The organism is Pedobacter jejuensis (genome assembly GCF_003725795.1).
In the GTDB taxonomy this organism is placed as follows: Bacteria; Bacteroidota; Bacteroidia; order Sphingobacteriales; family Sphingobacteriaceae; genus Pedobacter; species Pedobacter jejuensis.
In genome coordinates this window covers 242,856-256,654 of sequence record NZ_RBEE01000042.1, presented here as the reverse complement: position 1 = coordinate 256,654, position 13,799 = coordinate 242,856, and the positions used below count along the sequence as shown (strand labels likewise).

Here is a 13,799-nt window from a genome sequence, read left to right as displayed (position 1 = left end):
CCAAATAAATAGAAACCATCCCATGTTAAATAATAAAGACGCTGATCCGATTAGTCATTTTACCGATCTTGCCGCAGTTGCGAAATCAATCTCTGAATTGGAATATTTTTTTGTAACCACAAGCGGTAGTAATGTTTATGGAGATATTAATAATGGAAAAACTGATTTTTTTACAGAAACAGAGTTTAACTAGATCGTATCAAATTTTAGCAAAACAACCACTCCAGGCAGCGCTCCATTTTGTAAGTTAAATCCAACTGAATTTAAAAACCTAAAGCCATATAAAACTTGTTTTGCATTTTCAGTACCAGATACTATTGGTGGCACATTAGGTTTGCTATGCCTATTGGATAGTGCCGAAAAAATATTACCAGCCACACAAATAGATGCTATAGGTAATTTGTGTTTGCAGATTGGTAAGTTGCTAGAGGAAAGAGCTTGCATAGACTTGCAAAATTTCTCAGAAATATTTGAGCTTTCTGAAGATTTGATTTGCATCTGCAGCGTAGATGGAAATTTAGAAAATGTGAATCCAAGTTGTGAACGCATCCTTGGTTGGAAAAATGAAGAAATTTTAGGCAAACTGCTGTATGATTTTGTGCATGAAAAAGACAAATGGTACACTAAAACCAAGCTTGGCAGTTTATTAAAAGATATAAGCAGAATAGGTTTTACACATCGATTGTTAGATGCCAGAAACGAATTTAAAACCATAGAGTGGGTTGCAACAGTAGTGCCTACCACAGGAAAAGTATCGGCCATTGGTAGAGATATTACCGAAGAGCTTGATAAACAGCAAAAGCTATTGCAAAGCGAAAAAAAGTTTAAAATTTTCTTCGAAAACTCGCAAGGCTTGATGTGCACACACGACTTAGCTGGAAAATTCATTTCCGTAAACGAATCTGGCGCTAAAATATTAGGTTATACCAAAACCGAGCTCGATGGGTTTTCACTTTATGATATTGTTCCTGAAAAAAGGCATGTGTACCTCGACCAATATCTGCAATTAATTAAGCAACAGGGATTTGCAAAAGGCCAGATGGTTACTATTGCTAAAAATGGTAGCGAGCGTATGTGGATGTTTTCGAATGTAATGCAAGAAGATGATGCTGGCGGCTTTTATGTTATTGGTAACGCTGTTGATATTACCGAGCAGCATGCGCTGGAAAGAGATTTATTACACACTAAAGGCATTTTAGAGCGAACCAATAAGGTGGCAAAAGTAGGTGGATGGGAAATGGATATGGCTACCAATAAAATAGAGTGGACATCAATAACAAGAGAAATTCATGAAGTGGAGGAATCTTTTGTGCCAGAAATTTCGGTCGCCATTAGCTTTTATAAGCCTGGAAGTAGAGAGAGGATAGAAAAGGCTTTCCAGAGTAATGTAACAACTGGTGAACCTTATGATTTGGAGTTGGAGATTACAACTGTAAAAGGCAGAGATATTTGGGTTAGGGCTATTGGAAATGCAGTGTTTAAAGATGGCGTTTGCACTCGTCTTTTCGGTACTTTTCAGGATATAGATGAGTATAAAAAATCGGAAATTGCTTTGGCAGAATCTAAAAAACTTTTGGATGATGTATTAAATGCTGCTTCTGACTTGTGCATTATAGCCACAGATATCAATGGAATAATAACCGTTTTTAATAAGGGAGCAGAAAACCTGCTTGGATATACTGCCGCTGAGTTAATCGGAAAGCAAAACCCTGAAATACTTTACATCAGGCATGAAGTTGAAAGTCAGGAGCCAGCAGTTAAGGTTTTCGAAAATGACCTGATTGGTTTTGAGTATTTCCTGGAGATATCCAAGAAAAATTCTTCTGCCAAGCACGAATTGAGTTTCGTATCCAAAGCCGGCAATAAGTTGGATGTTTCGCTGATTGTTTCGTTAATTACAGACCCGCAGGGCGAAGTAATCGGTTTTCTGGGTGTGGCAACTGATATCACCAATCAAAAGAAAATGGAAGAGGCCCTATCTACGGAAAGAGCTCGCCTATTGGCTTTTATAGAACATACACCGGCTGCGGTTGCTATGCTTGATAACGATATGAAATATTTGGCAGTTAGCCAGAAATGGATTGATGATTATAAATTTAAAACCAAAGATTTAATCGGTGCCTCACATTACCAAATGTTTCCAAATTTGGATGAGGAAAGAAAAGCAAGGCACAAAGAAATTTTAAAAGGAAAAATAGAAAGGCGGGAGGAAGACATATTTATTGATTCGCAAACCGATGAGCAACATTTTATAACCATGGAAATGCGCCCTTGGTATCGTTCTGAAGCAGAAATTGGTGGTATGATGATTTTTACGCAAGATATTTCTGGTATGATTGCCCAACGTGAGGAGCTTAAAACTGCCAGGATTCATGCCGACGAGGCTAACCTGGCAAAATCAGAATTTCTGGCCAACATGAGCCACGAAATCAGAACACCATTAAATGGTGTAATTGGCTTTACCGATTTGGTTTTGAAAACGAAACTGGATGAAATTCAAGAACAATACCTTAAAATCGTAAGCCAATCTGCAGGTGCTTTGCTTAACATTATTAACGACATTTTAGACTTTTCTAAAATTGAAGCCGGGAAATTTGAACTGGATATTGAGAAGTGCGATTTATATGAAATGACTTGCCAGGCAACGGATATTACTACCTATCAAATTCAGTCTAAAAACCTGGAAATGTTGCTGAATTTAAGTCCGCAACTACCGCGATTTGTTTGGGCCGATGATGTGCGTTTAAAACAGGTAATAACCAATTTGCTTGGTAATGCAGCCAAGTTTACCGAACGTGGTGAAATAGAATTGAAGGTAGAAATTTTAGCAGAAGATACTAAAAAATGCATGTTCCGTTTCAGTATTCGCGATACCGGTATTGGCATACAAGCCGATAAACAGGAGAAAATATTTGAGGCATTTGCACAGGAAGATTCTTCAACCACCAAAAAATATGGAGGTACCGGACTAGGGCTTACCATCTCTAATAAATTGTTAAGGATGATGGGGAGCAGGTTAGAACTTTTAAGCGAAGCAGGAAAAGGAAGTACATTTTATTTCGATATCTGGCTTGAATGCGAAAAAGGCGATGCGATTGAGTGGAAAGATATAGATTCGGTTAAAAATGTCCTGATTGTGGATGATAATGATAACAACAGAAACTTCCTTATTGATATGCTCAATTTAAAGGGTATTAAAACCGACGCTGCAAAAAGTGGTTTTGAAGCGCTGCAACATTTAGCCGAAGGAAGGTTGTATGATGCTGTTTTAATGGACTATCATATGCCCTTTATGGATGGTTTGGAAACGATAGATAAAATCAGAAAGAGTTTTTTTGAATCACATGACAGCTTACCAATTCTTTTATTACACAGTTCGGCCGATGATAATACATTGATAACATCGAGCAAAAATTTACAGGTTAACCGAAGGCTTGTAAAGCCAATTAAAATACCCGATTTATATGATGCTTTATCGAAATTGCATGTAAAACAAGATGTTGAAACAAGTGCTGCACTAAGTATAACAAAACCGAAGACGGTAATTAGAACCGATACCGGAAAAATGAAAATATTAATTGTTGAAGATAATGAGGTGAACCGGTTTTTGACCAGAAGCTTAATTTCAAATATGTTTGGTGGAATAGAAATTATCGAAGCAAATAACGGTAAAGATGGTTTAGAATGCTTTATAAAACATGCGCCAAATCTTATTTTAATGGACGTGCAAATGCCGGTGATGAATGGCTTGCAAGCTACCAAAGCCATCCGTGAGTTAGAAAAAGGGAAACATACGCCGATTATTGCTGTAACTGCAGGCAATGTTTCTGGTGAGCGTGAAAAGTGTTTAGATGCTGGTATGGATGATTTCATTACAAAACCAATTTTTAAAGGTGCTTTAGAAGGGGTGATAAATAAATGGATTGGAAAGCCCGCAGATGATAAACCTATAATTGTTGATTTGGAAGCTAAAAGTGACGAGCATTTTGATTCATCAAGGTTAGGCATGTATTATGGCGAAAACAAAGATAAGCTGGCGAAAATTGCTTCGTTAACCATTATACAATTGGAAAAAGCTTCAGAACAGCTAGAAGAGTTAACCCGGATAGGCGATATGGAAAATATAAAACTCCTTGGGCATAAAATTTATGGTACTTCATCCTCTGCGGGTTTAATGTTGTTACAAAAATACTCTTCCAGACTAGAAGCCATAACGCAGCTAGATGTACCAAGACTTGCCAACCTTACCAATGATTTTGTTAATGAAGTAGTAATCCTTAAAGAAATACTCACGGAGAAATATCTATCGTAATTTGAACAGTATATGGTAAATAAATCTTGGTAAAATGGGCTTGCCTGTCGCCGTATTGCTTGTACGACACGTCATGCTGAATTTATTTCAGCATCTTTCCTGCAAAATAAGACCCTGAAATAAATTCAGGGTGACGTAAACTAAAAAAAGAAGCTTAGTAATGAGTTTTCTATTTCAACGACATATTGCTTTCACGACACGTCTTGTTGAATTTATTTCAGCATTTTTCCTGCAAATAAGACCTTGAAATAAATTCAGGGTGGGGTAAACTAAAATAAAGAAGCTTATTAATATTTTTCTATTTCAACGACATATTGCTTTCACGACACGTCTTGTTGAATTTATTTCAGCATTTTTCCTGCAAATAAGACCCTGAAATGAATTCAGGGTGACGTAAGCTAAAAATGGAGCTTATTAATATTTTGCTGTTTCATTCCCGTATTGCTTGTACAACACGTCATGCTGAATTTATTTCAGCATTTTTCCTGCAAAATAAGACCCTGAAATAAATTCAGGGTGACGTAAGCTAAAAATGGAGCTTATTAATATTTTGCTGTTTTATCGCCGTATTGCTTGTACAACAAGTCATGCTGAATTTATTTCAGCATCTTTCCTGCAAATAAGACCCTGAAATAAATTCAGGGTGACGTTAACTAAAAATGGAGCTTATTAATAATGTTAAGGAAAATTGATAGTCGAATTCGAGTTTACAATTAGTGGAACTACTGGTCAAAGATCTTTCTGTTCCGCTGCGCTCCAATCGAGATGACGGGAATATACGGCGTCATTTCGAGTGTAGTTGAGAAATCTTTGTAATTAGCCGTAAGTAAAGATTGTAGTTCCGCTACGTTCTAATGTAGCTGACGGCAAATGCCCGAAAAGCAACTTACCTTTGTTAAATAAACGTGATTGAAATGTAAAGCCCCAATTCTTCATTGGGCTTGCAATGGAGAGCAGGACTGAAACATCAAAAGGATTACTGAACTAACGTTTTCAGGGAAAAATAAAATTGCCACAGATACACAGAAATCACAGAAGAAGTGTGATTGTAATTTTGAAAATGGCCAGGAAATTTTTGTGGCCTGAATTCGATTCAAACTTGATATTTTTCTATTTCATCGACATATTGCTTTCACGACACGTCATGCTGAATTTATTTCAGCATCTTTTCTGCAAATAAGACCCTGAAATAAATTCAGGGTGACGTAAGCTAAAAAAAGCGGCTTATTTATAATGTGAATGAAAATTAATAATCGAATTTGAGTTTACAATTAGCAAAACTACTGGTCAAAGATCTCTCTGTTCCACTGCGCTCCAATCGAGATGACGGGAATATACGGCGTCATTTCGAGTGTAGTCGAGAAATCTTTGTACTTTGCCGTATTGAAGATTGTAGTTCCGCTATGTTTCAATGTAGCTGACGGCAAATGCCCGAAAAGCAACTTACCTTTGTTAAATAAACGTGATTGAAATGGAAAGCCCCAATTCTTCATTGGGCTTGTAATGGAAAGCAGGGCTGAAACATCAAAAGAATTACTGAACTAACGTTTTCAAGGAAAAATAAAATTGCAACAGAAACACAGAAATCACAGAAGAAGTGTGATTGTAATTTTGAAAATGGCCAGGAAATTTTTGTAGCCTGAATTCGATTCTTAAACTTAAATTTTGCTGTGTCATCGCCGTATTGCTTGCACGACACGTCATGCTGAATTTATTTCAGCATCTTTTCTGCAAATAAGACCCTGAAATAAATTCAGGGTGACGTTAACTAAAAATGGAGCTTATTAATCTTTTGCTGTTTCATCGCAGTATTGCTTTTACGACACGTCATGCTGAATTTAGTTCAGCATCTTTCCTGCAAATAAGACCCTGAAATAAATTCAGGGTGACGTTAACTAAGAAAAGCGTCTTTAATAAGTTTGCTGTTTTATCGCCGTATTGATTGTACGACACTTTATGCTGAATTTATTTCAGCATCTTTCCTGCAAAATAGACCCTGAAATGAATTCAGGGTGACGTAAATTAAAAAGAGAAGCTTATTTAAAATGTGAGGGAAAACTAATAATCGAACTCAAGTTTCTACTTGACAATTTTGGAGTCTGAGATTTTCTGCCCAAATACAATGCTTTCTAAGAAATTGACTAAAGTCAACATGTAATTTACAAAAAGGGTAATTTTACTGTATTATTAATTAGTAAAAAGGTTAGATTTGTTCCATGGAAAATGCAAACAGAAAATCTGATTTAAGCTTTTTTTTACAAAGGGTTAAGCAATTAAGGGGTTTTGGTGATATGAACTCTTATATTCTGGTTGCTGAATTTAAAGACCTGGGCAATATTCCTGATTATAAAATAAACGATATTATAGAGTTTATGTCTTGCGCTCAAACCTGGAACAATGGCAAATCGATATTCATTGAAACTGTTTTAGAAAACATACTAGAAAACTAGATAAAATTATAAATAATACCGAGCCTTCACTTTAAATATTGAAGGCTTTTTTTGTGTAATACTTTTTTCAATATCCTTAAAAACCTTTATCTTCAATAAAAACTATTCATCATGAAAAAAATCATTACTATTTGTTTTTGCTTAGCGCTCGCTGTACATGCAAAAGCTCAAAAAAGCATCCCAGAAATTAAGGTAGGCACGGTTATGTCTGCAAATGCATTTGTTCAGGGGCAAGAATTTCCGTTGGTATTAACCGTTAAAAGCATCACGGCTCCGGTTAGCATCGGTTGGTCTGTTGAAGGTTATGGCGACGGGGCTTTTGAAATGAGTGCAAAAGCGATAGAAAGCGGAATACAATTTTTACCTGTAACACAACCAGCTTTAGGGGTTACAAAATTGGGAGACAATGAAACGTTCGGTGTGATCTCTCAGGCAGCGTTTAAAACATTGAGCGATACAAAAGCATTTACTTACGGGGGTGTTAAATTCAAAGTGAAAACACCAGATGCAGCAGGTGTTAAAATTGGTGGTAAAGATATTGATACGATGCATGTTGTTAGCGAAGATGGCAAATTGGAGTTATGGGTTTTAAATAACCCAGCATTTCCTTTTGTTGTTCAATCTGTTGGGCAGGCAACCGATATTGTAATTACAGATATCAAGTAGATTAAAATTTTTACAAATTAAAGAAGCCCGAAAGGGCTTTTTTAATTTATATCCATTATTTTTACGGCAATTATGGAAAACGACAAATCAGAAATATTCGATAACGTAGCACAGCGATTAAAAATTGAAGGTTTTAATGTAGTAAACCGCGATGAAACTCGCCCTTGGGGTGGTTTTTTTGTAATTGATGAAGCACAAGCACAACAGTTTGCAGATACCTATTTTGATGGACTGGATGTTGAAAGTCTTAAAATTGGCGGTAAATTAAGTCCGAAAATATTAATAGTTGCGCCGAATACACGTTTATCTTGGCAATATCATCACCGCAGAGCCGAAATTTGGCAAGTGGTAACTGGTACAGTTGGTATTAAAACCAGTGCAACTGATGAAGAAGGTGACGTAAAAAAATATGCACCAAAAGACCAAATTAAATTACAACAAGGCGAACGCCATCGTTTAATTGGTTTAGATGATTGGGGAGTGGTTGCAGAAATCTGGCAACATACCGATGCTTCAAACCCATCAGATGAAAGCGATATTGTAAGGGTTCAAGACGATTTCGGCAGGTAATATGACTACAGTAGTAATGCATTTAGACAAGCTCAATGTGATAAAATAGAGATTGAGCCAAATGTTATCTTACGCTTGTTGAAGGCATTATTAAAGCATTTTTAAATTTAGCATATCGTTCGCTTAAATGGCGAACATTTTTATCGGAATGTTATTGAAAACTAAAAGGCAATAAATTTCGTTTATTAAGCATACACATATTACATGATTATCTTCATTTTTTTTCTTTTACATTGGTTTCTTTCTCTTTTTAGTCAAACCTTTTTTCTGCATCGTTACTCATCGCATAAGATGTTTAAAATGGAACTTTTTTGGGAAAGATTTTTTTACCTGGTATTGTTGATTTCTCAGGGTTCTTCTTTTTTAAATCCTCGAGCTTACGCCATTTTGCATCGCATGCACCATGCTTATAGCGATACGGAGAAAGACCCGCATTCGCCTCATTTCTTTAAGGATGTTTTCGGGATGATGATTGCCACGAAGAATATGTATATGAATTATCTTCAGTTTAAAGTTCAGCCAGAGCCGGCTTTTCAAGGTAACTATCCTGAATGGCCATTGGTTGATAAAATTGGTAATTCTTGGTTGTGGAGAATTGGCTGCGGATTGTTTTACATTGGTTTTTATATTGCTTTTGCCAATCATTGGTGGTTATTTATATTATTGCCTGTACATTTTTTAATGGGCCCATTGCATGGCGCTATTGTTAACTGGTGTGGCCATAAATATGGTTATTCTAACCATGATAATGAAGATCATAGTAAAAATTCTTTACCATGGGATTTTTTACTGATGGGCGAGTTGTTCCAAAACAATCACCATAAAAAACCAAACAGCCCGAATTTTGCCAGTAAATGGTGGGAGTTTGACCCAACCTACCCGGTGATGAAATTTTTGCACTGGTTAAAAATTATCAATATCAGGAAATTGTAATTCTATCGGTTTTTTCGTCTTTCGTTTTTCGAATTCCGTTTTTTCGTTATCACCACTTTGAACGGGCATCTTAATCTGCATTTATGTTAAAATCAACCATCATTTAAAGAATCTATTCCATTTTCTTTTAATTTTTGAAGTGCATCTTTCATGGCTTTTATTTGCTCAGGTGCATGGCTTTGCCAATTCATTACTTCGCCGACAATTTTAAAAGGGTGCGTTGAGCGATAGGATTTTGTAGGGTTTCCAGGAAATTTTTTGTCTGTAACATCCGGGTCGTCTTCCAATTCGCCTGTGGGTTCAACCAGGTATATTCTTTCTTTTTCTTCGCCAACAGCGAGTTCGGCTCCCCAAATTGCAGCATCTAAAGTAGCGGATAAAAAAATGTATCTGGCATTGCGTCTTTGCCCATAATTTGAATTGTAGCCAACTTTAATTAAGCTACCAATTTGTAAATCTGCTTTGGTGCCATGAAAATAGGTTTGTGCAAATGGAGTTGGTGCGGCATCTATATTGTTATTGGCCATAGGTGAGGATGTTTAAATGGATTTAGCAAGATATTTTTAACGTTCATAAGAATTTAATTTTACAGAAAGAACAATAATGCATAAGAGCTTATGCATCTCATTTATATGCGTTAAAGGTGAGAGCTAAATATTTACAAATCATAGCTGTACTAATTTTTGATAAAACAAAAACCCGGGGACGTGGGGCGGGTTTTGTTCCTTAACTGATGGCGATAGTACAAATCAAAGACAGCATCAAACAAATTTTCTGAATCAATTCTACATCAATTCCAGAAAAATTAGCGTATTCATCAAATGTAATGTATTGATCTTTACGCTTATTCAATACAAATCTTAAATTTCTAAGCACTCTTTGTGCTTGTGTTAAGCTTTTTCCAGTTAAGATGCTAACATCTTTCGGATAAATACATACTCTTTTCATGTGTTGTTTGGTTAAACCGCAACAAGTTGGGAGGTGCCATAGCTATTCAATGTTGCTTTACCGAATTAAGCCCTTAACAGCGGATCATCTGCGCTTATCTGCGCTTCATCTACGCTTCATCTGCCGATGGAGAATAAAGCAAAACCAAACTGAAAAACTATCCTACCCGAGCAGGAATTCAATGAATGATAATTATTAAGCCTAATATCTGAAAAAATAGCTTTTTTTACAAGAGATAAAAAGTGCTAAATGGTGCAAAAAATTGTAAATAAAAGTAAATGGTGCAATACGTGCTTATTACGAACCCATGTTTTTCAATAAGATGCAATTTTGTGTGCAATGCGAAATTTTTTCTTTAGCCTTATAAAAGTTTAATGTTAAATAAGGTTAATATTTTCGTTCCCATTCGCCGATTATTAATATTTGCCAACCAATCCGGCAATTCATAATGTTATATTTTAGTGCTAATCGATTCTTATTTTTCTTTATTACTTTGATGGTCATTCTGGTCCAAGACGCTAATGCCCATTCCACAATATTAAAGGGTGTCACCATTGATGGCCAAACTAATTCGCCACTTCCTTATGTAAGCATAGGAATCAAAAACAAGCCTGTAGGCACAGTTTCTGATTCTGCAGGACGATATTCACTTTCTTATCTACAGACTGACGTTGCGGGCAAGGATTCAATTTTCTTTTCAGCTGTTGGGTACAAAAGCGTGAAGATGGACTGGGAATCTTTTTTGAAAACAGAAAAGCTTATCAAGCTATATGAATCACCACAAACGCTTGAAATGGTAAACATCAAAGCAAATCCTGGTCAAATAAAAAAATATGGTCGCTCAAATGCCAGCCTCATATTCTTTCCGGCCATGTATAAAAATATACCAAAACATAGCGATGAGAAAGGGCGTGAGCAGGCTACGATCCTAAAAATTGATCAGAATATTTTCTTAAGGACCCTAAGTTTTAAAATAAACCGAAGAACTTTCAGCAGAATCAAACTTAGAATGAACATCTATAGTGTTAAAGAGGGGCTGCCGAATCAATCTATTCTTCAAAAAGATGTGGTCTTTGATGTAATTGGCAACACCGAGGTAGGCATGCCGCGACCTGTAAATATAGACTTACGCCCTTACCAGATACATATAAAAGGGCAGAAAGAAATAGCAATTTCTCTGGCTATTTTAGATTTGGAACCTCTGCCTGGTGATAGTACGCAGTCGGCATTTTTTATACCTTCATTTCCCGGGCCATTACGTTCAAGTCTGTATAGGATTAAAGGGGAAGCGCAGTGGCAAAAGGTTTCAAGTTCTTACTTACTTATAGAGATTGAGGCATCTTCAATAAAAAGTGGTAAAGAAAGTGCAACTGATAATCGCTCGGATAGTGAGACTGAGATCATCCAGAACAACCCCGCACTATCCGGTCTGTTGTACGGGAACAATCAAGGTAAGCATATTAAAGTCGACCAGGGGGAAATTTATTATGAATCATATGGACAGGGTAGCCCCTTGTTTTTGTTACATGGAAATAATGAGCAAATCAATTCATTCAGAGAACAAATTGAACCGTTGTCGCGGCATTTCAAAGTAATTGCTTTGGACACCAGAGGCCAGGGCAAAAGCATTAACAATAAGGTATCACCCTATACTTATGAGCAGTTTGCTAAAGATCTTTCAACGGTAATGGATTCGTTATCTATAGAGAAGGCCAGCTTGCTAGGCTGGAGTGACGGCGGGAATACTGCATTGATTTTTGCATTAATGCATCCTAAAAAGGTAGAGAAAATAGTAGTTATGGGCGCAAATCTGTTTCCAGGAGCAGACGCTATTGAAGAAGACGTTATCCAAATATTTGAACATCGTAGGGATAGCTTATCGAAACATGCTGATCTGGAGTCTCAAAATCAAATGCGCCTGGCTGATTTGGTATTGAAAGAGCCACACTTGAACAAGAACGCGTTACAGCGAATAGTTGCACCTGTATTGGTATTAGCAGGAGAATTTGATGTTGTAAAAAGAAAGCACACCATATTAATCCAATCGTTTATCAAGAATTCCCGACTTGAAATCATACCCGGTAGCGACCATTATGTCCCGGTAAAGAATCCGAAAGTTTTTAATAAGATCGTACTCGACTTCCTGGCGCCAGGGAAAAGCATAGATTAGGGAAATAAATCAAAGAAAAGCAAAAAAAGCGACACGACTTAGCTTCATAAATTTCGGGAGGTCTGTTGACCTATTTTATGCAGATCATCTGATGAGTCTCTATATTAGGGAATCAATCAGCGGGATTAAAAGCTAACTAGCTTTTAATTTATAAGAGCTAACATGCTCAAATTCCTTCGTTTGTTGAGATAACATTTAGGTTACTTATTACTGAAATAGTGAAAGACCTAAAAAACATCACTTAAGAAAAGCTAAAGCTGTAAAATTTCGACAGAAAGGTCTTTTGTCTGAGTAATTTAGTAACAAGAAACTATATAGAGGTATTCAATTCAATATAGTATTTAATGCTGTTGAAAATGTTTCCTTTTCAACATTTCTAGACATTTTGGTTCATAAATTTCAAGAGAGATATAGCAATTTGTTCAACATCCTCCAAGGGGAAGAATTCTATTGTTTCCTCATAACTATCCGCTAAATAAAGTTCAAATGTTGTGCTACTTACAATTTCTCCTATGTAAATGTCATAACCTAACTCTCTAGGCCAAATCAAATTATCTGCATTGATGCTACCAAATTGGCCGGTGATGACCAGTTTTAGGGTAGAAATTAGTTCTTCTAATAACGGTTTATATTTAGACAATAGATAAAGATATATATCTAAATTTTTTGAATTTGCTTTTATATCAATTAATCCATTAGCTTTCCTGGCAAATGAGATGCCATATTGTCCTAAGGTTTTACTGCTCATTCATATGATCATTTATGGGTTCGTTTTATGAGATGAAAGTTAATATTTATTGAAACTAACTACGCTTAAACTTGTGATTAGTCTTATCTGCCTCCGATCCAAATTGTTCCCTGTGTAAATGCGTTAAAGGTTCTTTCAATACCATTTTCAACTATAGTATATGTACGGTGAGGTTGTTTAAGTTTTTTATCAAGCCACTTTTTCGTTTCAATGTAATCCTTTAGGTTACGATAGTCTTCGGGCTTACCTAAATGATCATCTTCTAAAGTCATTTTATGTTCAAAAGATTTCCATTGGTATTGCTTTAGTCTGTCTTCTAATTCACCATAACTTTTAAATCCAAAAGACTTTGGAGGATTCGATTGTTGGAAAGTATTATCATAAAAGTGCAGCTTATCATCAATTGCACAAACGACCTGTGATTTAGAAATATGAGGCTCAAATAACCAGATTTTTGGGTAGTAATCTTTAGCTACGGAATCTAGCTCGGTTTTCCAAGATTCATAAATATCGAGTAATCCTAAGATAATTTTTCTTCTATTTTTTCTCTTAGGCTCGGGAATTGTGCTGTTTATTATGGATATATCACACCAAGGGTGTATAAGAACTTCACAATAATCTCTTTGGTTCCTAAAGAAGTAGCTTTTATTGTAAATCAAATTGGCGTCTATCCAATCTTCAATATTCTTTGACCTTCTTTTCTGACCTCTAATTTTCTGGATCTTCATTAAGTTGAGACTTTTAATGCGTTATATCTCCCTAAAAATGATTCGAATCCCGCCTTTTCGAGAGCTTCAATCCACAAATTTAAAATTTGTTCTTTGGTAGAAACTCCTGCGTCTCTGATCTTCATTATTGTATAACTAAAACCTTTCAATGTAAATTTATTAAACTCTGTTTTGTGATACAAGTTTTTGGGAAATTAATGCCATTAGATTAATGCAATTCCCTACAAATTTCTGATTCTCATATTTTGGTATTAAGAAAGACATCAATACTATC

The 13,799-nt window shown here is 36.0% G+C and carries 12 protein-coding genes; 7 read left to right on the top strand and 5 right to left on the bottom strand.

Features of this window, described 5'->3' with window-relative positions; all coding sequences use genetic code 11:
- Positions 1-22: 22 nt before the first annotated feature.
- Complete coding sequence (locus D7004_RS20730; protein ID WP_167459517.1) at positions 23-193, top strand: hypothetical protein; 171 nt, start codon at positions 23-25, stop codon at positions 191-193.
- Here D7004_RS20730 and D7004_RS20515 read toward each other — a convergent pair.
- Positions 190-498 carry a hypothetical protein gene (locus D7004_RS20515; protein WP_148042823.1) on the bottom strand — a complete coding sequence of 103 codons (309 nt, stop codon included), beginning with the start codon at positions 496-498 and terminating at the stop codon, positions 190-192. The genes D7004_RS20730 and D7004_RS20515 overlap by 4 nt on opposite strands.
- Here D7004_RS20515 and D7004_RS15700 point away from each other — a divergent pair.
- From D7004_RS15700 to D7004_RS15675, 5 genes are all read left to right on the top strand, one after another.
- Positions 401-4,312: a PAS domain S-box protein gene (locus tag D7004_RS15700; RefSeq protein WP_341867683.1), complete on the top strand. Its 3,912-nt coding sequence runs from the start codon at positions 401-403 to the stop codon at positions 4,310-4,312. The genes D7004_RS20515 and D7004_RS15700 overlap by 98 nt on opposite strands.
- Positions 4,313-6,528: 2,216 nt before the next feature.
- Positions 6,529-6,762 carry a hypothetical protein gene (locus tag D7004_RS15690; RefSeq protein WP_123206784.1) on the top strand — a complete coding sequence of 78 codons (234 nt, stop codon included), beginning with the start codon at positions 6,529-6,531 and terminating at the stop codon, positions 6,760-6,762.
- Positions 6,763-6,873: 111 nt separating this feature from the next.
- On the top strand, positions 6,874-7,428 hold the full coding sequence (locus tag D7004_RS15685) for a hypothetical protein (protein ID WP_123206783.1): 555 nt from the start codon (positions 6,874-6,876) through the stop codon (positions 7,426-7,428).
- A gap of 72 nt (positions 7,429-7,500) precedes the next feature.
- Complete coding sequence (locus D7004_RS15680) at positions 7,501-7,998, top strand: cupin domain-containing protein (RefSeq protein ID WP_123206782.1); 498 nt, start codon at positions 7,501-7,503, stop codon at positions 7,996-7,998.
- Positions 7,999-8,202: 204 nt separating this feature from the next.
- A complete protein-coding gene (locus tag D7004_RS15675) occupies positions 8,203-8,931 on the top strand; it encodes an acyl-CoA desaturase (protein ID WP_123206781.1) in 729 nt (242 codons plus the stop codon).
- A gap of 92 nt (positions 8,932-9,023) precedes the next feature.
- On the opposite strand, the gene arr is transcribed toward D7004_RS15675, so the two are convergent.
- Both arr and D7004_RS15665 read right to left on the bottom strand, forming a co-directional pair.
- On the bottom strand, positions 9,024-9,443 hold the full coding sequence (gene arr / locus D7004_RS15670) for an NAD(+)--rifampin ADP-ribosyltransferase (protein ID WP_407946547.1): 420 nt from the start codon (positions 9,441-9,443) through the stop codon (positions 9,024-9,026).
- 214 nt (positions 9,444-9,657) lie between these two features.
- Positions 9,658-9,879, bottom strand: a complete 222-nt coding sequence (locus D7004_RS15665) for a hypothetical protein (RefSeq protein ID WP_123206779.1) — start codon at positions 9,877-9,879, stop codon at positions 9,658-9,660.
- Between the two features lie 448 nt (positions 9,880-10,327).
- Here D7004_RS15665 and D7004_RS15660 point away from each other — a divergent pair, with 448 nt between their 5' ends.
- On the top strand, positions 10,328-12,049 hold the full coding sequence (locus D7004_RS15660) for an alpha/beta fold hydrolase (RefSeq protein WP_123206778.1): 1,722 nt from the start codon (positions 10,328-10,330) through the stop codon (positions 12,047-12,049).
- Between the two features lie 376 nt (positions 12,050-12,425).
- Here D7004_RS15660 and D7004_RS15655 read toward each other — a convergent pair whose 3' ends face one another.
- Together D7004_RS15655 and D7004_RS15650 are read right to left on the bottom strand one after the other, a co-directional pair.
- Positions 12,426-12,797, bottom strand: coding sequence for a hypothetical protein (locus tag D7004_RS15655; protein ID WP_123206777.1), 372 nt, complete (start codon positions 12,795-12,797; stop codon positions 12,426-12,428).
- Positions 12,798-12,880: 83 nt separating this feature from the next.
- Complete coding sequence (locus tag D7004_RS15650; RefSeq protein WP_123206776.1) at positions 12,881-13,525, bottom strand: hypothetical protein; 645 nt, start codon at positions 13,523-13,525, stop codon at positions 12,881-12,883.
- Positions 13,526-13,799: the final 274 nt, after the last annotated feature.